17 protein-coding genes are annotated in these 20,756 nt (G+C 70.9%); 7 read left to right on the top strand and 10 right to left on the bottom strand.

Going from position 1 to position 20,756, the window contains the following annotated elements; genetic code table 11:
• Positions 1-41: 41 nt before the first annotated feature.
• Positions 42-977 carry an EamA family transporter gene (locus tag KBY32_RS23815; protein WP_210981544.1) on the bottom strand — a complete coding sequence of 312 codons (936 nt, stop codon included), beginning with the start codon at positions 975-977 and terminating at the stop codon, positions 42-44.
• Positions 978-1,025: 48 nt separating this feature from the next.
• Here KBY32_RS23815 and KBY32_RS23820 point away from each other — a divergent pair, with 48 nt between their 5' ends.
• Entirely contained in the window at positions 1,026-1,541 is a 516-nt protein-coding gene (locus KBY32_RS23820; RefSeq protein ID WP_055623170.1) for a MarR family winged helix-turn-helix transcriptional regulator, read from the top strand.
• 76 nt (positions 1,542-1,617) lie between these two features.
• On the opposite strand, the gene KBY32_RS23825 is transcribed toward KBY32_RS23820, so the two are convergent.
• The 7 genes from KBY32_RS23825 to KBY32_RS23855 all read right to left on the bottom strand — a co-directional run bounded on the left by KBY32_RS23825 (position 1,618) and on the right by KBY32_RS23855 (position 13,909).
• Entirely contained in the window at positions 1,618-2,175 is a 558-nt protein-coding gene (locus KBY32_RS23825) for a Dps family protein (protein WP_210981545.1), read from the bottom strand.
• Between the two features lie 148 nt (positions 2,176-2,323).
• Complete coding sequence (locus KBY32_RS23830) at positions 2,324-4,801, bottom strand: SpoIIE family protein phosphatase (protein ID WP_210981546.1); 2,478 nt, start codon at positions 4,799-4,801, stop codon at positions 2,324-2,326.
• 76 nt (positions 4,802-4,877) lie between these two features.
• Positions 4,878-9,146: a HAMP domain-containing protein gene (locus KBY32_RS23835; protein ID WP_210981547.1), complete on the bottom strand. Its 4,269-nt coding sequence runs from the start codon at positions 9,144-9,146 to the stop codon at positions 4,878-4,880.
• Between the two features lie 404 nt (positions 9,147-9,550).
• Positions 9,551-10,387, bottom strand: coding sequence for a carbohydrate ABC transporter permease (locus tag KBY32_RS23840; RefSeq protein ID WP_108710127.1), 837 nt, complete (start codon positions 10,385-10,387; stop codon positions 9,551-9,553).
• Positions 10,384-11,367, bottom strand: coding sequence for a carbohydrate ABC transporter permease (locus tag KBY32_RS23845; protein ID WP_210981548.1), 984 nt, complete (start codon positions 11,365-11,367; stop codon positions 10,384-10,386). Before KBY32_RS23845 ends, KBY32_RS23840 begins: the two co-directional genes overlap by 4 nt.
• Before the next feature lie 2 nt (positions 11,368-11,369).
• Positions 11,370-12,671 carry a sugar ABC transporter substrate-binding protein gene (locus KBY32_RS23850; protein WP_210981549.1) on the bottom strand — a complete coding sequence of 434 codons (1,302 nt, stop codon included), beginning with the start codon at positions 12,669-12,671 and terminating at the stop codon, positions 11,370-11,372.
• Positions 12,668-13,909: an aminotransferase class V-fold PLP-dependent enzyme gene (locus KBY32_RS23855; protein ID WP_210981550.1), complete on the bottom strand. Its 1,242-nt coding sequence runs from the start codon at positions 13,907-13,909 to the stop codon at positions 12,668-12,670. Before KBY32_RS23855 ends, KBY32_RS23850 begins: the two co-directional genes overlap by 4 nt.
• Before the next feature lie 228 nt (positions 13,910-14,137).
• On the opposite strand from KBY32_RS23855, the gene KBY32_RS23860 reads away from it, so the two are divergent.
• Positions 14,138-14,839, top strand: coding sequence for a FadR/GntR family transcriptional regulator (locus KBY32_RS23860; RefSeq protein ID WP_055623122.1), 702 nt, complete (start codon positions 14,138-14,140; stop codon positions 14,837-14,839).
• Positions 14,840-14,846: 7 nt separating this feature from the next.
• On the opposite strand, the gene KBY32_RS23865 is transcribed toward KBY32_RS23860, so the two are convergent.
• On the bottom strand, positions 14,847-15,980 hold the full coding sequence (locus KBY32_RS23865) for an NAD(P)/FAD-dependent oxidoreductase (protein ID WP_210981551.1): 1,134 nt from the start codon (positions 15,978-15,980) through the stop codon (positions 14,847-14,849).
• 122 nt (positions 15,981-16,102) lie between these two features.
• On the opposite strand from KBY32_RS23865, the gene KBY32_RS23870 reads away from it, so the two are divergent.
• The 5 genes from KBY32_RS23870 to KBY32_RS23890 all read left to right on the top strand — a co-directional run bounded on the left by KBY32_RS23870 (position 16,103) and on the right by KBY32_RS23890 (position 18,920).
• On the top strand, positions 16,103-16,726 hold the full coding sequence (locus tag KBY32_RS23870) for a TetR/AcrR family transcriptional regulator (RefSeq protein WP_247689892.1): 624 nt from the start codon (positions 16,103-16,105) through the stop codon (positions 16,724-16,726).
• 66 nt (positions 16,727-16,792) lie between these two features.
• A complete protein-coding gene (locus KBY32_RS23875; RefSeq protein WP_210981552.1) occupies positions 16,793-17,014 on the top strand; it encodes a hypothetical protein in 222 nt (73 codons plus the stop codon).
• Between the two features lie 44 nt (positions 17,015-17,058).
• Positions 17,059-17,283 carry a hypothetical protein gene (locus tag KBY32_RS23880; RefSeq protein ID WP_055623126.1) on the top strand — a complete coding sequence of 75 codons (225 nt, stop codon included), beginning with the start codon at positions 17,059-17,061 and terminating at the stop codon, positions 17,281-17,283.
• 69 nt (positions 17,284-17,352) lie between these two features.
• Positions 17,353-18,429 carry a dihydrodipicolinate reductase gene (locus KBY32_RS23885; RefSeq protein ID WP_210981553.1) on the top strand — a complete coding sequence of 359 codons (1,077 nt, stop codon included), beginning with the start codon at positions 17,353-17,355 and terminating at the stop codon, positions 18,427-18,429.
• A gap of 2 nt (positions 18,430-18,431) precedes the next feature.
• Complete coding sequence (locus KBY32_RS23890) at positions 18,432-18,920, top strand: carboxymuconolactone decarboxylase family protein (RefSeq protein WP_210981554.1); 489 nt, start codon at positions 18,432-18,434, stop codon at positions 18,918-18,920.
• Positions 18,921-18,972: 52 nt separating this feature from the next.
• On the opposite strand, the gene KBY32_RS23895 is transcribed toward KBY32_RS23890, so the two are convergent.
• Positions 18,973-20,610 (bottom strand): GMC oxidoreductase, encoded by a 1,638-nt coding sequence (locus tag KBY32_RS23895; protein ID WP_210981555.1) that lies wholly within the window; start codon positions 20,608-20,610, stop codon positions 18,973-18,975.
• Positions 20,611-20,756 lie beyond the last annotated feature (146 nt).

Below are 20,756 nucleotides of genomic sequence, written 5' to 3' on the forward strand. Positions count from 1 at the left end.
CTCGGCCGGAAGCGGGCGACGACGGCGGGAAGTCCCCGCTCTCAGCGGGTCCCGCGCCGTACACCGTGCGAAGCGCGATCCCTCCGGGTACCCGGATCGTTCGGGGCGTAACGCGCCGCCGGGGCCGCAGCGGGCGGCCGGGGCCGGCCCAGGGCGACCCCGAGCAGCACCAGGGCGAGCCCGCCGTACTGCTTCAGGGTCAGCGCCTCACCGGCGACCGCGACCCCGAGGAGGACCCCGGTGACGGGATTGAGGAGTCCGACGAGTCCCACGGTCCCCGCCGGCAGATGGCGCAGCCCGGTGAACCAGGCGACGAAGGCCAGCGCGGTGGCCACCAGCCCCGTGAACGCGAAGGCGAGCAGCGCGGGGCCGGACAGCGCGGGCGGGCCGCCCTCCACCGCCACCGCGAACGGCAGCAGGAGCAGGCCGCCCGCCGTGAGCTGCCAGGCCGTCGAGGCGAGCACGTCGACGTCCGCGCTCCACCGCTTGGTCAGGATGTGACCGAAGGCCGAGACGAGCATCGCCGCCCCCGAGGCGAGCACCCCCGGCACGCTCACCGACTCACCGCCCGTCAGCACCATCAGACACACCCCGGCCAGCCCGGTCGCCGCACCGGCCAGATGTGCGAGGCCGGGCCGCTCGGACACCAGCGCCCAGGCGATGAGCAGCATCGCCACCGGGGAGGCCGCCATCACCGTCGACGCCACGCTCGTGGGCAGCAGCTGGGAGGCGGCGTAGACCAGGACGAAGAACACGCTCACATTGAGCAGGCCGAGTATCGCGGCGCGCCCCCACCAGGCCCCGCGCGGGAGCTTCCGGCACAGGGCCAGCAGCACGAGCCCGGCGGGCAGCGCCCGCAGAGCGGCTCCGTAGAGCGGCCGGTCGGCCGGGAGGTACGCATGGGTGACGTAGTAGTTGGCCCCCCAGGCCACCGGCGCGAGCGCGGTGATCGACACCCACCGCATATTGGCTTCCATGGAAGACAATATAGCTTCCCGGGAAGCTATTGTGATGGGATGAACGGCATGGAACCTGGTGAACCCCTCGACCGCGTGGCCCGCATCCAGGCGGAATGGCGCCGGGAACGGCCCGACGTGGACATCCGCCCCCAGGGCGTGATCGGCCGGCTGCACCGCCTGGCCGACCGGCTGACCGAGGAACTCGCCCTCGTCTACGGCCACTACGGGCTCAGCGAGGGAGAGTTCGACGTGCTGTGCGCGCTGCGCCGCGCCGGTGAGCCCTACGAGCGGGCACCGGGCGAGCTCGCGGCCCACACCATGGTCACCACCGGCGCCATGACGAAGCGGATCGACCGCCTGGAGCGCGCCGGACTCGTCACCCGCCGCCGCTCCGCCGACGACCAGCGCGGCCGGATCGTGGCCCTCACCCCGCCCGGCCGGGAACTGATCGACCGCGCCTTCACCGACCACATGCGCAACGAACGGCGGCTGCTGGACCTGCTCTCGCCCGACGAGGCCGACACCCTGGAGACCCTGCTGACCACCTGGCTGTCCCGCCTCGACGAGCCCCGGAGCACCTGAAGACACGGAAGAGCCCCGGCCGCCTGTCGCGACCGGGGCTCTTCTCCGAACGGGTGAGGGCGCCCGCCCTCACCGGTCACCGCTTGGCGGCCTCGGCCGCCTCCGTCTCCGTACCGGCCCGCGCCGTCGTCAGCGTGCCGCCCGCGTTCTCCAGGTGCGCCCGGACGAACCACTGGAACTGCTCCAGGTCCCGCAGCTGCTCGATGAGCAGGTCCTCCGTGGCCGGGTCGATCTCCCCGACGACCTTGATGGCGTCCCGGACGTCCTCGATGACCCCGGTGTAGACGAGGTCCAGCGCGCCGAGGTGCGCCAGCGCGTCCTCCCGGCCGATCGAGTAGTCGTCCCAGGTCCGCTCCTTGACCAGGGAACCCGGCGTGCCCTGCGCGACCCCGCCGAGGGCGGCGATGCGCTCGGCCGTGTCGTCGGCCATGTCCCGCACCCGGTCGACCTGCGGGTCGAGCATCTGGTGCACGGCGATGAAGTGCGGGCCCACCACGTTCCAGTGCACGTGCTTGAGCGTGAGGTGAAGGTCGTTGAGGGCGTGCAGCCGCAGGCGCAGGACGTCGATGAGCCGCCCCGCCGCCTCGCGCTCGATGCCGGGCACCGTGTACTTGGGGGTGAGGTCCTTCGCCATGTTCGCTACTCCTCTTCAGAAAGGGTGAAGTAGGAATCAGGTGCCCTGCTTTCGCCGGGGCAGACCTGTGATGCGCCTTTCATTCACTGATCGGACCACCGGGCCGTGGACCGGTCGGGTGAGCGCCACCCGGCCGGTCCACCGGCTCTCAGGCCACCCGGACCCCGACGATGCACGTGTCGTCGTCCGTGTCCGACTTGCTGTACGTGAGCAGCCGGTCCAGCTGCTGCTCCAGCGTGGGCGGCACCGTCCGCGCGGCCACCAGCAGCTGCGTCAGCGACTCCTCCACCGACCGGTCCCGCCGCTCGATCAGACCGTCCGTGTACATGAGCAGGGTGTCGTCCACGGCCAGCTGGACCTCACCCTCCTCGTACGTGGCCTCCGGCACCGCGCCCAGCAGCAGGCCCTTGACCAGCGGCAGCGGACTGGCCTCGGTGCCGCGCACCAGCACCGGCGGCAGATGCCCGGCCCGCGCCCAGCGCAGCGTGTGCCGCTCCGGGTCGTACAGGGCGCAGACGGCCGTCGCCGTCACCCCGCCGGTCAGATGGTGGACGACCATGTTGAGCCAGGACAGCAGCTGGGCGGGGCCGGCACCCGTCACCGCGAGGCCGCGCAGCGCGTTGCGCAGCACCACCATGCTGGTCGCCGCGTCTATGCCGTGACCGGCGACGTCCCCCACGCACAGCAGCACGAGCCGCGACGGCAGCACGACCGCGTCGTACCAGTCGCCGCCGACCAGATGCTGGGTCTCGGCAGGCCGATAGCGCACCGCCACCCGCAGGCCGGGGGCGTCCAGCGGGGCCTGCGTGGGCGGCATGATCGCGTGCTGGAGCTGCAGGGCCAGCCGGTTGCGTTCGCTGGCCTGCTGCTCGGAGTGGGCGAGCTGGTCCCGGGTGGCGGCCAGCGCCACCTCCGTCCAGTGGTGCGCGGAGATGTCCTGGTAGGCGCCCCGGACGACGAACAGCCGGCCGTCGGTGTCCAGCTCCGGCTCGGCGACCACACGGATGTGCCGGGTCACGCCGTCCGGACGCTGGAGCCGGAAGGCCACCGAGGCGGGCCGCCGGTGGTGCAGCAACGTGCGCAGGAACCGTCCGATGGCCACCGCGTCGTCCGGGTGGGCGTGCGCCGGCAGGTTCTCCAGCGGGATCGGACCGTCGGACGGCGGCTTGCCGTACAGGTCGTACAGCTGCCCGTTCCAGGTGATCTCACCGGTGATCAGGTTCTCCTCGAACCCGCCGATCCGGCCGAGGCGCTGCGCGTGCTGCAGGAGGCTCGCCAGCCGTGCCGTCTCGTCCTCCATGCGCCAGATCAGCAGGACGCAGCCGCCGTGCCGGCTCGCGTGGATGTCGGCGACCGCCGCCAGCGGCACCTCGTCCACCAGCGCGGTCAGCCGCATCCGCCGGGCCCGGAACGGCTCACCCGTGGCGTACACCCGCTCGACCTGGTCGAACAGCTCGCTCTCCCCGGCGGCCATCGGATACGCCTCCAGCAGCAGCGAACCGGTGACGACGCCCCGGGGACGGCCGCTCGGGTCCAGGAAGCGGCTGTTGACGTGGTGGATGCGGAAGTCGACCAGCTCCCCGTCCGCGTCCAGGTACGGCAGCAGCACCAGCGCCGGATCGTGCAGGCCGTCGGCCAGGTCCATCAGCTCGGCCACGTCCGGCAGCACGCCCGGACGCCACTCGTCGCCCGGACGGGGCGGCGTCGACGTCTCCAGGGTGTGCGCGCACAGCTCGGCCAGCGCCTCCACCTGACGGACGATCTGCGGGGACTGCGGCTCGATCGGCCCCGGCCACACGATCTCCAGCACACCGTGGATCCGGCCGCCGGTGCCCGCCGGTACGGCCGCCCGGCCGCCGTCCGGATGGAGGTGCTGACCGATCGAGGGCAGCTGGGTGTCGGACAGGCAGCCGATCCAGTGCCCCGACCGCTCACCCAGCCCGCGCCGTGCCACGGTCGCCACGCCCGGCGGGACGTACCGCCAGCGCCCCGCCTCCGCCGCCGAGAACCCGGCGCTGCCCGCCAGCGTCAGCGAGCCGTCGGAGCCCAGCGCCCAGATGGCCACGGCCTCCGCGCCGATCGGCCGCAAGGCATGCTCCATCAAGGACTCGGCCACGGCCTGCGCGTCATGCGCGGCCAGCGCCCCGCTCTCGGCGGCCCGCAGCCGCACCGCCGACGCGCCGCTGTCCCGGTCCTCGGCCGTGCTCGCGAGGAACGCGCTGGTCACCTCCGCGACCCGGTCCCGTGCCGCCTGGTTGATGACCTCGACGGCGAACTCCAGCGGGGACATGCCCGCCTGCTCGGTCAGCTCGGCGAGCTGCCGGGCCGCCTGCGCGGGACCGCAGCCCAGGCGCTCCACGAGGATGCCCTTGGCCAGCTCGATCAGGGCCCGCCCGTCGGCCTCGGCCTGCGCCTCGCGCACCTCCCGGCGCAGCCGCTCCACGGTCGCCGCGAGTCTGCCGACGGGGGAGCGCTGCGCGTCGCCGTCGCCGGCCGGCACCTCGATCACCGCGAGGTCGTCGCCGTCGGGGACGGCGACTTCGGTGGACCGCTCGTCGGGCAGCGGCTCGGCGCCCCGGGGAGGACCGGTGGGCTCCGGCTCGGCCGGCTGAAGTGGATGGCTCACGGTTGACCTGTTCGTCGGCGGGGACGTCCGGGGACGCCGGGCGGTCGGCTGGTGCGCGCGGCGGTACGGCCGCCCGTCAGGGCGACAGCCAGTGCTGGACGCGACTGATGAGGTCGTTGGTGTCCACGGGCTTGGTGACGTAGTCGTTGGCCCCGGACGCCAGACTCTTCTCCTGGTCGCCCGGCATCGCCTTCGCGGTGACGGCGATGATCGGCAGATCCGCGTACTGGGGCATCGCGCGGATCTCCGCGGTGGCCGCGTAGCCGTCCATCTCCGGCATCATCACGTCCATCAGGACCAGCGAGACATCCGGGTGCGCCAGGAGCGTCTCGATGCCCCGGCGGCCGTTGTCGGCGTGCAGCACCTGGAAGCCGTGCAGCTCCAGCGCCCCGCTGAGCGCGAACAGGTTGCGCGCGTCGTCGTCCACCACCAGCACCGTACGGCCCGCGAACGCGCTGTCCACGACCTGCGTCATCGCCCGCTGCGGCTCCTCGGGACGCACCAGCTGCAGCACGTCCCCCGGCTCCTCGGCGGACAGGTGCAGCGTGATGCGCTCGCGCAGCTCGTCCAGGCTGGAGAGGAAGTCCAGCGGCCGGCCGCTGGCCCGCGAGCGCAGCGCCTGCTCCTGCGCCTGGTCCACATGGTGACCGGTGTGCACCAGCACCGGCACACTCGCCAGCGCCGAGTCGCCCTCCATGGCCTGCAGCAGCCGCGCGCCCTCCTCGTCGGCCATGCCGAGCTCCAGGACGACACAGTGGCAGGGCTCCGCGGCCAGGGTGCTCGCCGCCTCCTGCGCCCCGACGGCCGTGATGATGTCGATCGCGCCGAGCCGGTCGTCGGCGTCCGGCGCGATGTCCGCGACGGCCCGCTCGGCGACCAGGGTGAGCAGACCGCGGGTGCGGCCCTCGACGACGAGCAGCCGGCGTCTGCGCTGCTCGGGCGCCTTCACGGACGACGTCTCCGAGGCCGTGGCCGGCGGCAGTTCGGCCGTCGCGTCCTGCTGCTCCAGGGACCGGGCGGTGCCGTCGAGCACCCCCTCGAAGTCGGCCCGCGCCACCGGCAGATACAGCGTGAACGTGCTGCCCTGGCCGGGTGTGCTCTCCACGGTGACCGCGCCGCCCAGCAGATGGGCGATCTCCCGGGTGATCGACAGACCGAGGCCGGTGCCGCCGTACTTGCGGCTGGTCGTGCCGTCCGCCTGCTGGAACGCTCCGAAGATCGTCTCCAGTTGCTGCTTGGGGATGCCGATACCGGTGTCCTTGACGCGGAAGGCCACGACGGGACCGCCGCGCAGGACGCCCATGGGCACCTCACGGTCCGCGGCCGGCTCGATCCGCAGCTCGACGCCGCCCTGCTCGGTGAACTTCACCGCGTTCGACAGCAGGTTGCGCAGCACCTGCCGCAGCCGGGAGCCGTCGGTGAGCAGGTCGGCCGGTGTGCCCGGCGCGGTCGCCACCGCGAAGTCCAGGCTCTTCTGCGTCGTCATCGGGCGGAACGTCACCTCGACGTACTCCAGCAGCTCACGCAGCGGCACCCGCTCGGGCGTGACGTCCATCTTGCCCGCCTCGACCTTCGACAGGTCGAGGATGTCGTTGATCAGCTGGAGCAGATCCGAGCCCGCGGAGTGGATGATGCCCGCGTACTCCACCTGCTTCGGCGTGAGGTTGCGCGACGGGTTCTGCGCCAGCAACTGGGCCAGGATCAGCAGGCTGTTGAGCGGGGTGCGCAGCTCGTGGCTCATGTTCGCCAGGAACTCCGACTTGTACTTGGAGGCCAGCGCCAGCTCCTGCGCGCGGGTCTCCAGCTCCTGCCGGGCCTGCTCGATCTGGAGGTTCTTCGCCTCGATGTCGCGGTTCTGCGAGGCCAGCAGGGACGCCTTCTCCTCCAGCTCCGCGTTGGAGCGCTGCAGTTCGTCCTGCTGCACCTGCAACTCCTCGGAGCGCTCCTGGAGTTCGGCCGTGAGGCGCTGTGACTCATCCAGCAGCTCGTCGGTGCGCGCGTTGGCCACGATGGTGTTCAGGTTGACGCCGATGGTCGGCATCAGCTGGGCCAGGAAGTCCTGGTGGATCTGGGTGAAGCGGGTCACGGACGCCAGCTCGATCACGCCGAGGACCTGGTCCTCGACCACGATGGGCAGCACCACCAGGGCGCGCGGGACCGTCTGCCCGAGGCCGGAGGAGATGGTCACGTAGTCCGCGGGCAGCTCCTCGACGCTGACGGTACGGCGGTTGCGGGCCGCCTGGCCGAGCAGCGAGCGGCCCACCCGGATGCGCTCCGGCCGGTCGGTGGCCTCGGGGTAGCCGTACGAGCCCACGAGCCGCAGCTCGGGTCCGCGGTCGGTGTCCTCGGCCGCGTAGAAGGCGCCGTACTGGGCGGAGACCAGCGGGGCGAGCTCGTCCATGATGAGCTCGGCGACGACCGGCAGGTCCCGGTGGCCCTGCATCAGGCCGGAGATCCGGGCCAGGTTGGTCTTGAGCCAGTCCTGCTCCTGGTTGGCCCGGGTGGTCTCCCGCAGCGAGCCCACCATGGAGTTGATGTTGTCCTTCAGCTCGGCGACCTCGCCGGACGCCTCCACGGTGATCGAGCGGGTCAGGTCGCCCTCGGCGACCGCGCTGGCCACCTCGGCGATGGCCCGGACCTGCCGGGTGAGGTTCCCGGCCAGTTCGTTGACGTTCTCCGTGAGCCGCTTCCAGGTGCCCTCGACGCCCTCGACCTCCGCCTGGCCGCCGAGCCGGCCCTCGCTGCCGACCTCGCGGGCGACGCGGGTGACCTCGGCGGCGAACGACGACAGCTGGTCGACCATCGTGTTGATGGTGGTCTTGAGTTCCAGGATCTCGCCGCGGGCGTCGACGTCGATCTTCTTCGACAGGTCGCCGTTGGCCACCGCCGTCGTCACCAGGGCGATGTTGCGGACCTGACCGGTCAGGTTGTTCGCCATCGAGTTGACGTTGTCGGTGAGGTCCTTCCAGGTGCCCGCCACGTTCGGGACGTGCGCCTGGCCGCCGAGGCGGCCCTCGGTGCCGACCTCGCGGGCGACACGGGTGACCTCGTCGGCGAACGCGGACAGCGTGTCGACCATGGTGTTGATGACGTCCGCGAGGGCCGCGACCTCACCCTTGGCCTCGACGGTGATCTTCTGCGACAGATCGCCGCGCGCGACGGCCGTGGCGACCTTGGCGATCGAGCGGACCTGACCGGTCAGGTTCGACGCCATCACATTGACGTTGTCGGTGAGGTCCTTCCAGGTCCCCGATACGCCCCGGACGATGGCCTGCCCGCCGAGGTTGCCCTCGGTGCCGACCTCGCGGGCGACGCGGGTGACCTCGTCGGCGAACGCGGAGAGCTGGTCGACCATCGTGTTGATGGTGGTCTTCAGCTCCAGGATCTCGCCGCGCGCGTCCACGGTGATCTTCTGGGAGAGGTCACCCTGCGCGACGGCCGTGGCGACCTGGGCGACATTGCGGACCTGCGCGGTGAGGTTGCCCGCCATGAAGTTCACGGAGTCCGTGAGGTCCCGCCAGGTGCCCTTGACCCCCTTGACGTCCGCCTGCCCGCCGAGGCGTCCCTCGGTGCCGACCTCCCGGGCGACACGGGTGACCTCGTCACCGAAGGCGGAGAGCTGGTCGACCATCGTGTTGATGGTGTTCTTCAGCTGGAGGATCTCGCCCCGCGCGTCGACCGTGATCTTCTGGGAGAGGTCGCCCTGCGCGACCGCGGTGGTCACCTGGGCGATGTTGCGGACCTGGGACGTCAGGTTGCCCGCCATGAAGTTGACCGAGTCGGTCAGGTCGCGCCACACACCACCGACCCCGGGCACCTGGGCCTGGCCGCCCAGCCGGCCCTCGCTGCCGACCTCACGGGCCACGCGGGTCACCTCGTCGGCGAACGCGGACAGCTGGTCGACCATCGTGTTGACGGTCTCCTTCAGCTGAAGGATCTCGCCCCGCGCGGGGACGTCGACCTTCTGCGACAGATCGCCCTTGGCGACCGCCGTGGCCACCTGGGCGATGTCCCGCACCTGGGTGGTGAGGTTGCCCGCCATGGCGTTGACGGAGTCGGTCAGGTCCGCCCAGGTGCCGGAGACGCCCGGCACCTCCGCCTGGCCGCCCAGGGTGCCCTCGGTGCCCACCTCGCGGGCCACCCGGGTGACCTCGGAGGTGAACACGGACAGCTGGTCGACCATGCCGTTGAAGACGTTGGCGATGTCTCCGAGCAGGCCCTCGCCGTCGGACGGCAGCCGGGTGCCGAAGTCACCGTCGCGTACGGCGGTCAGCCCGGCCAGCAACTGCCGCAGCTCCTGTTCACCCGGGGCGGTCTCGACGGCCTCGGTCGTCTTGCTGGTCATGCGCACCCTCGTTCCGCTCCCCAAGAGCCCCCGCGCCGAGGACTCGGAACCGCGCCGGCCCGGTGAAGGGCCCACTCACCAGCCGGTTTCCGCAGTTCACGGGAACCGGCCGATGAAAAGATCCGGTGAAGGTTAACTCAGTTGCCGGGCGACAACAAAAGCCGGAGAGGGGTATTGCGGTGTGCCGAGAACGATGGCCGTGAAGAGGAGTGAAAGCGCCAGGACGAGGTACACGAGAGGATTTGCCGTGGGGACCCGGAGGGCGGAATGTACGGTTTCCCGGGGCGGGCAGGCCCCGGGAAACCCAAGAGGCTGTGGTCCCAACCCCTCGGCCGCCGAGTAGCCCGCCGGGACACGCCTCACACGGCCGGAGCCCATCCACCTGCCCCGACCTGGTGCGACGCTCAGCCCTTGACCGCCCCCGAGGTCAGCCCCTGGACGATGTGACGGCTGGCGAACGCGAACAGCAGCATGGTCGGCAGGATCGTCAGCACGGCCGCCGCGGACATCGAGCCCCAGTCGATGTTGAAGCTGGAGATGAACCCGTTGAGCGCGGTCGGCACCGTCTTGTTCGCGTCGCTGTTCATCAGCGTCACCGACAGGAACAGCTCGTTCCAGCAGTTGACGAAGTTGAAGATGAACGCCGCGACGATCCCGGGCCGCATCACCGGCAGCAGCACCCGGAACAGCGCCGAGAACCGCGACAGGCCGTCGATCATGGCGGCCTCCTCCAGCGCGTCCGGGATGTTCTCGAAGAACCCGCGCAGCATCACCGTGCAGAACGGGATGCACACCGCGATGTACACGAGGATCAGCCCGAGGCGGTTGTCGACCAGGCCGAGGTCCGTCATCAGCAGATACAGCGGGCCCAGGGCGATGAACGACGGGATCATCTGCGTCACCAGCGCCGCCATCAGCAGCGCCGACTTGCTGCGGAACTCGAAGCGGGCCAGTACATACGCCGAGAGCATGGAGATCGCCGTCGCGGTGGCACCGGCCACCAGGGAGACGATCAGGCTGTTGGTGAGGTAGGTCCCGAAGTCGGCCGTGCCGAACAGGCCCCGGTAGTTCTCCAGCGAGAAGTGCTCGGGCCAGTACGCGAGCGGGAAGTGGAAGATGTCGCCGGGCGCCTTCAGCGAGGTGACGGCGATCCAGTAGAGCGGGAAGACGGTGAAGAGCAGCCACCCGCCGAGGAAGACGAACTTGACGGCCCGGCCGGCCGTGGACTCCTTGCCGATCACGCCCTCGCCCCCTTCTTCTCACGCGTGGCCATCAGGAAGAACACCGCGAACACCAGCAGCGCGGCCACCACGAGGAGGCCGAGCGCGGAGGCCCTGCCGTAGTCGCCCTGCTGAGTGATCTTGATCATCCAGGTGGTCACGATGTGCGTCTCGTTGTTCGGCCCGCCACCGGTCATACCGAAGATCAGGTCGGGGAAGTTGAAGATCCAGATCACCCGGAGCAGCACGGTCAGCGCCAGCGTCGTCCGGATGTAGGGGATCGTGATCCGGAACAGCGTGCGCGCCTTGCCGGCGCCGTCCAGCGCGGCCGCCTCGTACAGCTCGTCGGGGATCGACTGGAGCGCGGCCAGGATCATGATCGCGAAGAAGGTGACGCCGTACCAGACGTTGGCGACGAGCACCGCGATCATGGCGGTGTCCGGGTCCGCCAGCCAGGCGATCGGCTCGTCGACCAGACCGGCCTTCTGCAGCAGGTCGTTCACGACGCCGAACTCGCTGTTGAACATCCAGCGGAAGAGGATGCCGATGAGGAAGCCGGAGATCGCCCAGGGGAAGAAGATCAGCGCCTGGTAGAGGCCGCGCAGCCGGAAGCGGCGGCGCAGCCACAGCGCGAGCGCGAAACCGATCACCAGCTGCGGGACGATCGAACCGACCACCCACACGGCGGTGTTGGTGAGGACCGTGCCCCAGGCGGGGTCGGCGAAGACGTCGCCGAAGTTCTTCAGCCCGACCCACGAGGTGTCGGTGAGGTCGGTCAGCTTCCAGTTGCGGAAGGCCATCTGGCCGCCCGCGATCATGGGGTAGTAGGTGAAGACCGCCACGAACAGGGCGGCGGGCGCCAGATAGGCGGCGATGCCGAGGCCGCGCCGGGTGGTGAACTCCCGCTTGCGGCGGCCCCCGCGGGGGAGACCCCCCTTGTGGGAGGCCGCCCCCTCGGCCGGCGCCGTGGTCTTCGACGTCGTCGTGGACGTGACCGGCATGTCTACTGCTCCTGCTGCCACTTCTCGGTCCAGAACGCGTCCCAGCCGGCCAGCAGCCCCTTGGGCGACGTCTTGCCCAGGACCAGCTTCTGCACGTCGGCGTCCGCCTTCTGCTGCCACTCGGCCCACCAGCTGACGCCACGCGGCTGGGTGACGACCAGGTACTTGTCCGGCTGCTCGGTCATGGTCACGTAGCTCGCCCAGGGACCGGACTTGTAGAAGGGGTCACTGGTCGCCGACTTGAGGATGGGCACCAGGCTGTTCTTCTTGGTGAACGACGTCGACGCCTCGCCCTGGGACAGGAACTGCACCAGCTTCACGGCCTCGGCCTTGTGGCCGCTGCCCTTGGCGACACCCCAGCCGGCGGTGGCCAGCGGCTGCACGGTCTTCCCGCCGGGACCCGAGACCAGCGGTGCGGTGCCCCACTGGTCCTTGGAGATCGACTTCGACTCCGACACGGTGGCGATCACCTCGGGGTCCTGGAGCAGGAACGCCGTCGACCCGTTGGAGAAGGCCTCCACCATCTCCGGATAGCCCCAGGAGACGGACGACTTGGGGGACGCCTGCTTGAACAGCTTCAGATAGTTCTCGATCGCGTCCTCGGCCTCCGGGGCGGCGAAGATCGTACGACCGTCCTTCAGCCTGAAGCCGTTCGCCGGGTCCACGTCGTCGGCGAGATACGCCTCGATGGCGGCCGTCGCGTTGCTGTTGGCGTTGGCGCCGCCGCGGAAGGCGTAGCCGTAGCGCCGCTCGGACGGGTCGTGGATGGCCTTGGCCTGCTCCAGCAGCTCCTCCCAGGTGGCCGGCGGCTTGTCGAAGCCGGCCTTCTCGATGAGGTCGGTGCGGTAGAAGAGGCTCAGGCCGTAGAAGCCGTAGGGGACGAAGTACGTGGCGCCCTTGGCGTCCTTGGAGGCGTTGACGGCGTTCTCCGTCATCGCCTCCCAGCCCTTCCAGCCGTCGAGGTCCTTCTTCATGTCGTACAGCCAGCCGTTGTTCGACCAGGGCCCGACGGTGATGTCGCGGACCTCCAGGACGTCCACGCCGCTGCCGGACTGGAGCATCTGCTGGAGCTTCTGGTCGGCCTGCTCGGTGGGCGGGGAGACCAGGTTGACCTTGACCTTGGGGTTCTGCTGCTCGAAGTCGGCTATGAGGTCCTTGAGCAGGGCGGTGCGGGTGGGGTTCGTCAGGCTCTCCACCATGTTGAGCGTGACGGTGCCGTCCGCCTCGGGGCTCATGGTGGAGCAGCCGGTCACGAGCAGCGCGGTGGCGGTGCCGAGCGCGAGGACTGCCGTCCTTCTTCTCATTGTGCTGACCTCTTCCCTGTGTTCTCTCGTGCCCACGCGCCGAGGACGGGGACGCATTCCTCGGCGAAGTACTCGTAGTCGGCGGGGGTGTTGTAGACGTGCGCGGACAGCCGCAGGTAGCCGGCGCCGCCGAAACTGGTGAAGGCCGCCTCGACGTCCAGCTCGCGGGCCACCCGGTCGCGCAGCGCGTCGGCCTGGAGCCGGTCGGCGGCGAGCCCGTCGGGCAGCCGCACCAGCCGCATCCCGGGGACGGGCATCCCGACGTCGACAGCGTTGTCCGAGCCCGCGGTCCCGGCGAACGCCGCGCCGATCACCCCGGCGCCGTAGTCCGCCAGTTCGTCCATGTAGCGGCGGGCGGCCGCCCAGCCCCAGGTCCGCTCCACGAAGTCCAGGGCCGCCGGCGCCGCCAGATAGGACGTGGCGTCGATCGTGCCCTGCTGGTCGAAGCGGTCCGGGAACGGCTCGGCCGCCGCCCAGGAGTCGATGAGGGGGTACAGCAGCTCGCGCAGCGGTCCCCGGGCCACCAGGGCCGCCGTACCGCGCGGGGCGCAGCCCCACTTGTGCAGATTTCCGGTCCAGAAGTCGTACGTGGCACCGGCGAGCGGCGCGTCGAGCAGACCGGGGGCGTGGGCGCCGTCCACGAGCACCGGGATGCCGCGCCGCCCGGCCTCCGCGCCGATGCGCTCGACCGGCAGCCGGCGCGCGGTCGCCGAGGTGATCTGGTCGACGACCACCAGCTGCGTGGCGTCGGAGAACTCCGCGGCCACCGCCTCGTACGCCTGCTCCTCGTCCGCGTCCAGCGGCACCCGGGCGGTGCGCACCCGTCCGCCGTGGCGCCGGGCCAGCCGCTCGGCCCCCATCGTCACGGCCCCGTAGCCGTGGTCGGTGACGACGATCTCCCCGCCGGGGCGCAGGCTCAGGGCGGCGAAGACGACGCTCGCGCCGGCGCTGGCGTTCGGGACGAGGGCGAGATCGCCGGCGTCGACCCGCAGGAACTCGGCCAGCCGCGCCCGGGTGGCTGCGAGCTTCTCCGGGAGCGCCGGGAACCACACCACGGGTGAGCGTTCCATCTGCACGCGCAGCAGTTCCTGGCGCTCCTGGGCCACCAGCGGCACGGCCCCGAAGGAGCCGTGGTTCAGGTGCTTGAGGGCGGGGTCCAGCGACCACGCCCGGTCGGCCGGCGTGCCGTCGGCCAGCAGCAGGGGGCGTGGTGCGGTGGTCACCTCGGTCTCGCTCACAGGTCTCCACATCTGGGCAGGGCGGTCCTGCGGAAGCACAGGATCCGCCGGACACATCTGATGACTCGGCATCCTGCACATCTTCAGAGGCGGAAACAAGGGGTCGTACCGTGAAAGTCATCAGATGACTTCGGGGTGATACGCGGCCGACACATCGGAAAGTCGCTACAGTGCTCCGAGGCGTCGGCGGCGTGATCGCCGGCCCGTACGGGGAGGAAGAGGGGACGGATGTCCGCAGTCGAGAAGGCGTTCCACGGCCTACGGCACATGATCGGGACGGGGCGCCTCGGTCCCGGTGAGCGCATCCCGCCCGAGGGCGAGCTCTGCGAGGAGCTGGGCGTCTCGCGGGGGTCGCTGCGCGAGGCTGTCCGCATGCTCGCCGCCCTGGGTGTCATCGAGCCCCGGCACGGCTCGGGCACCTATGTCTCCCAGCTGAGGCCCGAGGACGTCATCGGCAGCCTCTCCCTGACCCTCGAGCTGCTGCCGCTCTCCGGCCTGTTGGAGGTCTACGAGATCCGGCGCGTCCTGGAGGCCCATGTGGCCGCCCAGGCGGCGGCGCGCTGCACCCCGGAGAACGTCGACACCCTGTTCTCGCTGATCGACGCCATGGAGGCCACCAGCGATCCCACCGAGGCCTCCGAACTGGACCACCGCTTCCACGCGGAGATCGCCAGGGTGGGCGGCAATCCCACTCTGGCGACCCTCCTCGCCGTCTTCCGTGCCCGCAGCCGCAAGTACCAGGTCTTCACCCTCCCTGAGGGCCCGGAGTTGCGTCGGAAGAGCGACGACGACCACCGTGTCCTGGCCACCGCCATCGCCGACCACGACCCGGTCGCCGCGGCCGGCGCGGCCCAGGCCCATGTCGCCCAGACGGAACGCTGGCTGCGCGCCTTCATGCCGCCGGTCGAGGAGGTCGGCGCAACCGACTGAGGAGCCGTCAGCCCTGTTCGGCGGCCGCGAAGTCGGGCAGCTCCGTGGAGAGCAGATGCTCGGCGGCACCGTCGAGCGCTCGGGCCGTCTCCACCGAGCGGGGCAGCATGGTCCGCTCGTAGGCGCGGACGGCCTCGTCGACCGTGTCGTGCCGGGCCAGGGCGAGCGCGAGTTCACAGGCGTCCAGCATGGCGAGGTTGACGCCGACGCCCAGCGGCGGCATGAGGTGGGCGGCGTCCCCGAGCAGGGTCACACCGGGCCGGTGCTCCCAGGTGTGGGGGACGGGCAGGGCGAAGATCGGGCGGTCGACGTAGAGGCCGTCGTTGTCGGAGATCAGCCGGCGCATCCGGGGTGACCAGTCGCGGAAGCGGTCCAGGAGTCGGGCGCGTATGCCGTCGGTGTCCCGCACGGTGAGGCCATCGGCGGCGATCCAGTCCGCCGGGACGCGCTGGATGACGTAGACGCGGACATGGTCGCCGCCGTTACGCTGCGCGAACAGGCCGCGTTCGCCGTCGGCCGCCGCCGCGCTGCCCTGGCCGACCAGGTCGGCGAGGTCGGGGTGCCGGGTCGTGACGTCATGGAACCACGCCTCCAGGAAACTCACCCCGGTGTAGCGGGGTTCGGCCGCCGAGAGCGCGCGGCGGACCGTCGACCGGGCGCCGTCCGCGCCGACGACGAGGTCGTACTCGAGCGTGGTCCCGTCGGCGAACCGCAGTTGACGCGGGCCGTCGGCGGGGCTGGTCACGGCGCGCAGGGTCCGGCCCCAGTGGACGGTGCCCGGCAGTAGCGAGTCCAGCAGGAGACCGCGCAGCACACCCCGGTCGATCTCCGGCTTGAACCGCTCGTCGGGCTCGGGGACATGGTGGAAGAGGACCGTGCCGGCCGGGTCCAGCTGACGCATCTCCTGCCCCTCGGGCCGGGCCAGCCGGAAGAACCTGTCCAGGAGGCCGGCCTCGCGCAGGGCGATCTGGCCGTCGTCGGCGTGCAGATCGAGCGTGCCGCCCTGGTCGCGGGCGTCCGGGCCGGCGTCCCGGTCGTGGACGGTGACGGCGATGCCGTGCCGCTGGAGGATGCGGGCGCAGGTCAGGCCGCCGGGGCCGGCGCCGATGATCGCGATGCGGGGTGCCGAAGTGCTGGTCATGGATGCTCCGTTCGAGTGGGTTCGCCGGGTAGGGGAAGACGGCTTCAGAAAAGCACACCGACTCAATAAGTGCAACGAGTCAACTTTTGAATCGGGTCAACTCAAGCGGTAGGCTGCCGGTTATGCCCAGCACGCGAACCGACACCGCGCCCGACCCCTCCTCCGCGCCGATGGGGCGCCGTGAGCGCAAGAAGGCCGCCACCCGCCAGGCCATCGCCGACGCCGCCCTGCGCCTGTTCCTGGAGCGCGGATACGACGACGTCGGCATCCGCGAGATCGCGGACGCCGCCGACGTCTCCACCACCACGCTGTTCAAGCACTTCCCGGTCAAGGAGGCCCTGGTCTTCGACGAGGACGCCGAGCAGGAGGCCCGCCTCCTCGCCGCCGTCCGCGAGCGGCCCGGAGGGCAGTCCATCCCGGCCGCCCTGCGCGAGCATGCCCTCGCCACCCGTCTGGCCTCGGGCGACGGCGACTCCCGCTTCGCCGCCTTCACCGAGCTGGTGAACGGCACCCCCGCGCTGCTCGACTACGGCCAGAAGATGTGGCTGCGGCACACCGCCGCGCTCGCCCGGGTCATCGCCGAGGAGAGCGGCCTCGCCGCGGACGACCCCGCCTGCACCGCCTTGGCCCACTTCGCGCTGGAGGCCCCCCGCGCCGCGGCCGTCCACGACGACCCCCGGGCGGCCGTCACCCGGGCCTTCGACCTCCTGGAACACGGCTGGAGCACGCTCTCCCCGGAGGCGTGAGCGGGCCTTCCGGCCATCGTCCGGTCCCGGTGGCCCTGAAAATCGAACACATGATTGAATTCGGCCATGCGTACGTTTCCAGACGACCTCACCCGGGCCCAGCAGGAGTGGAGCACCACCTACCGGCAGCTCGCCGAGCGGCCCGGCCGCACCGAACTGCGCCGGCGTCTGTACCGGCTGTCGGCCGAGGTGTTCTTCCACCCCTACTGGCAGCACCGGCGGCCCAGCCCCGGCGCGTGGTGGGAGCTGCGGCAGCTGGGCCGCGCGGGCGGCCGGGCCGCCCGATGACGCGCTGGAGTGCGGGGCCGGGCGACCCGGATGATCCTGAGGACATGTCCGGATCAGTGCGTGTGACCGTGCATCCGCCGTCCCCCACCGGAGGCCGGCGTGTCCGGGTCGACGGCGAGATCCTCGGACTGGCCCACAACCTCGCCGATGTCGCCGAGTTCCTGCGCCGCGCCGGACTGGAGATCGACCCGTCCGACGTGGCGCTCGCGCCCTGGATCGACTGGCGCGGCGTCGGGCCGGACCGCTGGGGCCACGACAGCGACGGCTGACCCCGGACCCGCCGCGAATCCTTGTGCACGGCTATGGGAACTTTCGATACGCGTCGTTACCCTCCGCGCATGATTCCCACGGTGGTCTGGGGCACAGGCAACGTCGGGCGCGCCGCCATCCGGGCGGTGGCGGCCCATCCGGCGCTCGACCTGATGGCCGTACTGGTGTCGAACCCCGCCAAGGCCGGCAGGGACGCGGGCGAGCTGAGCGGGCTCGGCCGGCCCCTCGGTGTGGCGGCGACCGACGACGTGGACGCGGTGCTGCGGGCCCGACCCCGGGCGGTCGTGTACGCGGCCTCCGGTGACGTACGCCCCGACGGCGCCATCGAGGACGTCGCCCGCGCCCTGCGCGCCGGAGCGGTCGTCGTCACCCCCTCCCTGTACGGCATGTACGACCCCACCGGTGCGCCCGAGGAGATCCGCGACGTCCTCGCCGAAGCCGCCGAGGCCGGGGGCGGCGCGCTGTTCGTCTCGGGCGTCGACCCCGGCTGGGCCAACGACGTCCTCCCGCTGCTGGTCAGCGGACTGGGCTCGGAGATCGACGTGCTCCGCTGCCAGGAGATCTTCGACTACTCCACCTACGACCAGGAGGAGGCCGTCCGGGATCTGATCGGCATGGGGCATCCGCTCGACCACCAGCCGCTGATGCTCGCCGAGGGCATCCCCACGATGATCTGGGGCGGGCAGCTGCGGATGATGGCCCGCGCGCTGGGCGCCGCACTCGACGGCATCGACGAGACGCTGGAACGCCGCCCGCTGGAGGAGACCGTCCACACGGCCACGATGGGGGAGTTCCGGGCCGGCACCCAGGGAGCCGTACGCCTCGAGGTGCGGGGCATGGTCGCGGGCGAGCCCCGGATCGTCGTCGAGCACATCACCCGCATCCACCCCTCCTGCGCACCGGACTGGCCCACGCCGCCGGACGGCGGAGCCGGGGCCCACCGCGTGATCGTCGAGGGCCGCCCCCGCATCGAGGTCACGGTCGAGGCCACGGACGAGGGGCAGAACCGGGCGGCCGGCGGGAACGCGACGGCGGCCGGGCGCCTGGTGAACGCCATCGACTGGCTGGCCGAGGCCGGACCGGGGCTCTACGACGCACTCGACGTCCCGCTGCGCCCGGCGGCGGGCCGACTCGGAAAGAGGTGACCATGCGCATCGACATCCCCGAGGGCGCCGACCCCATCCCGTACGTCTGGGGCGACCTCGTACCGGAGATCGGCCGGGCCGCCGGCGCCTTCTCCCTGGCCGTCTACGAGCACACCACCCTCGGGCTGCGCGAGTTCGAGGCCGCCCGGCTGCGGATCGCGCAGATCAACGGCTGCCAATTCTGCCTCGATTGGCGCACCGAACGCGACGGGCAGAAGGTCGAGGAGGAGTTCCTGGACACCGTCGCTCAGTGGCGCACGACCGGCGCCTTCGACGAACGCACCCGGCTCGCCGCCGAGTACGCCGAGCGCTACGCGACCGACCACCACGGTCTGGACGACGCGTTCTGGGACCGGATGAAGGCGCACTACAGCCAGGCGGAGATCGTGGAGCTGAGCATGAGCATCGGCTCCTGGCTGGCGTTCGGCAGGCTCAACCATGTGCTGGGCATCGACAGCGTGTGCGTGGTCCCGACGGCACGCGGCGTATGACGAGCGGGCCGGGACCCCGTGGTCCCGGCCCGCCCCGCCCATTGAGTCGCCGTCAGAAGTCGTCGGCGATGATCCTCTCGATGTTGCGCTCGGCGAGCGCGGTGATCGTGACGAACGGGTTCACGCTCACATTGCCCGGGATCAGGGCCCCGTCCATCACATACAGCCCCGAATAGCCGCGCAGCCGCCCGTAGTTGTCCGTCGCCTTGTCGAGCACGGCTCCGCCCAGCGGGTGGTACGTGAGGTGGTCGCCCCAGATCTTGTGGACGCCGAACAGATCCGAGCGGTAGATCGTCCCCTCCTTCGCGTTGATCTTGTCGAAGATCGTCTTCGCCATCGTGATCGACGGCTGCTTCCACGCGGTCTGCCAGTCCAGCTCGACCTTTCCCGCCGCCGCGTTCCAGGTGAACCGGGCGCGGTGCGGGTTGTTCGTGATGGACAGATAGAACGACGCCCAGGTCTCGATGCCGGTCGGCAGGGGCGCCACCTCCGCGAACGCGCCGCCCGCCGCCCAGTTGTCGATGCCCGCCGTCGGGATCGACGACTGGAGCGCCCCGGTGGGGTCCCATAGATGGTTGGCGCGGCCGCACATGACGTTGCCGTTCTCGCCCCAGCCGTTGCCGACCTCGTGGTTGAGCGCGGGCAGCGCACCCGTCCCCTTGAGGCGGACGAGCAGCTTGCTGGTGCCGACGCTGCCCGCGGCGAAGAACACCCGTCGCGCCGTCACCGTCTTGGTGGCGGTGACGGTCCCGGTCGTGTCGAGCTGTTCGACGGTGACCGAGTAGCCGCCGGTGGCCGGTGTCACCGACGTCACCCGGTGCAGCGGTGAGATGGTGACCCGTCCGGTGGCGCGGGCCTGCGCGAGATAGGTCTTCGGCAGAGACTTCTTGCCGTGGTTGTTGCCGTAGAGGATCTCGCTGGCGAGGGCCGACCGGGGCACGGACCCCTCGGCCTCGCGTTTCATGTAGTCCCAGTCGTAGACGTTGGGCACGAACACGAAGCGGAAGCCGGACCGTTGGGCGTGCTTACGGCCCACGCGCGCGTACGTGTACGCCTCCGTCGTGTCGAACCACGCCGGGTCGATGGTCCGCACACCGAGGGTGCTGTTGGCGCGCGGATAGTAGACGTCGTACATCTCGTCGGCGTCGACCGACGGGAGCACGGCGGGGAAGCGGCTGCGCTCCGGGGTCACGGCCATACCGCCGTTGACGAGGGAGCCGCCGCCGACCCCGCGCCCCTGGTACACCACGATGCCGCCCATCTCCTCGGCGTCGAGGATGCCCGTGTACCGGGGCACGTCGCGGTCGAGCGGGAAACCGAGGAAATTGCTCAGCGGCTGTTTGGTGCGGGTGCGCAGCCAGAAGGACCGGTAGTCGGGGCTGGTGGTGTTGGCGAAGATCTTGCCGTCGGTGCCCGGGGTGTCCCAGGCCATGCCCATCTCCACCATATGGACGTCGACGCCGGCCTGCGCGAGCCGGAGCGCGGTGACGGACCCTCCGTATCCGCTGCCGATGACGAGTGCGGTGACCTGTGCGCCGGGTTCGATGACCGCCTCGCGCGGGGCGGCGGCGGCCGGGGGAAGGTCGAATACGCCCAAAGTCGCGGCGCCAAGAATAGAACCTGTTCCACTGATGAAGTGGCGGCGGGAAAGACCTCTTCCTTCGACGTGACTGGCTCTGCCAGAGTCCATGCAGATCTCCCTTCTGACATAGAACGGAAACGAGTTCTACGCAGAGCTGTGAAAGAAGTCACGAGAAACCTCCGGGTAACTTGAAAGGTGTTCCGCATTCATAGGGAGAGGTCACCTCAGGAATACGCCGTCGGCCCATCCACCCC

This window comes from Streptomyces sp. RK62 (genome assembly GCF_018070255.1).
GTDB lineage: Bacteria > Actinomycetota > Actinomycetes > Streptomycetales > Streptomycetaceae > Streptomyces > Streptomyces nigra.

Excerpts from the sequence above, each read along its gene's own strand:
- KBY32_RS23815 (WP_210981544.1), bottom strand. The coding sequence starts at position 977 with ATGGAAGCCAATATGCGGTGGGTGTCGATCACCGCGCTCGCGCCGGTG.
- KBY32_RS23820 (WP_055623170.1), top strand. The coding sequence starts at position 1,026 with ATGGAACCTGGTGAACCCCTCGACCGCGTGGCCCGCATCCAGGCGGAA.
- KBY32_RS23825 (WP_210981545.1), bottom strand. The coding sequence starts at position 2,175 with ATGGCGAAGGACCTCACCCCCAAGTACACGGTGCCCGGCATCGAGCGC.
- KBY32_RS23835 (WP_210981547.1), bottom strand. The coding sequence starts at position 9,146 with ATGACCAGCAAGACGACCGAGGCCGTCGAGACCGCCCCGGGTGAACAG.
- KBY32_RS23845 (WP_210981548.1), bottom strand. The coding sequence starts at position 11,367 with ATGCCGGTCACGTCCACGACGACGTCGAAGACCACGGCGCCGGCCGAG.
- KBY32_RS23850 (WP_210981549.1), bottom strand. The coding sequence starts at position 12,671 with ATGAGAAGAAGGACGGCAGTCCTCGCGCTCGGCACCGCCACCGCGCTG.
- KBY32_RS23860 (WP_055623122.1), top strand. The coding sequence starts at position 14,138 with ATGTCCGCAGTCGAGAAGGCGTTCCACGGCCTACGGCACATGATCGGG.
- KBY32_RS23865 (WP_210981551.1), bottom strand. The coding sequence starts at position 15,980 with ATGACCAGCACTTCGGCACCCCGCATCGCGATCATCGGCGCCGGCCCC.
- KBY32_RS23870 (WP_247689892.1), top strand. The coding sequence starts at position 16,103 with ATGCCCAGCACGCGAACCGACACCGCGCCCGACCCCTCCTCCGCGCCG.
- KBY32_RS23875 (WP_210981552.1), top strand. The coding sequence starts at position 16,793 with ATGCGTACGTTTCCAGACGACCTCACCCGGGCCCAGCAGGAGTGGAGC.
- KBY32_RS23880 (WP_055623126.1), top strand. The coding sequence starts at position 17,059 with ATGTCCGGATCAGTGCGTGTGACCGTGCATCCGCCGTCCCCCACCGGA.
- KBY32_RS23885 (WP_210981553.1), top strand. The coding sequence starts at position 17,353 with ATGATTCCCACGGTGGTCTGGGGCACAGGCAACGTCGGGCGCGCCGCC.
- KBY32_RS23890 (WP_210981554.1), top strand. The coding sequence starts at position 18,432 with ATGCGCATCGACATCCCCGAGGGCGCCGACCCCATCCCGTACGTCTGG.
- KBY32_RS23895 (WP_210981555.1), bottom strand. The coding sequence starts at position 20,610 with ATGGACTCTGGCAGAGCCAGTCACGTCGAAGGAAGAGGTCTTTCCCGC.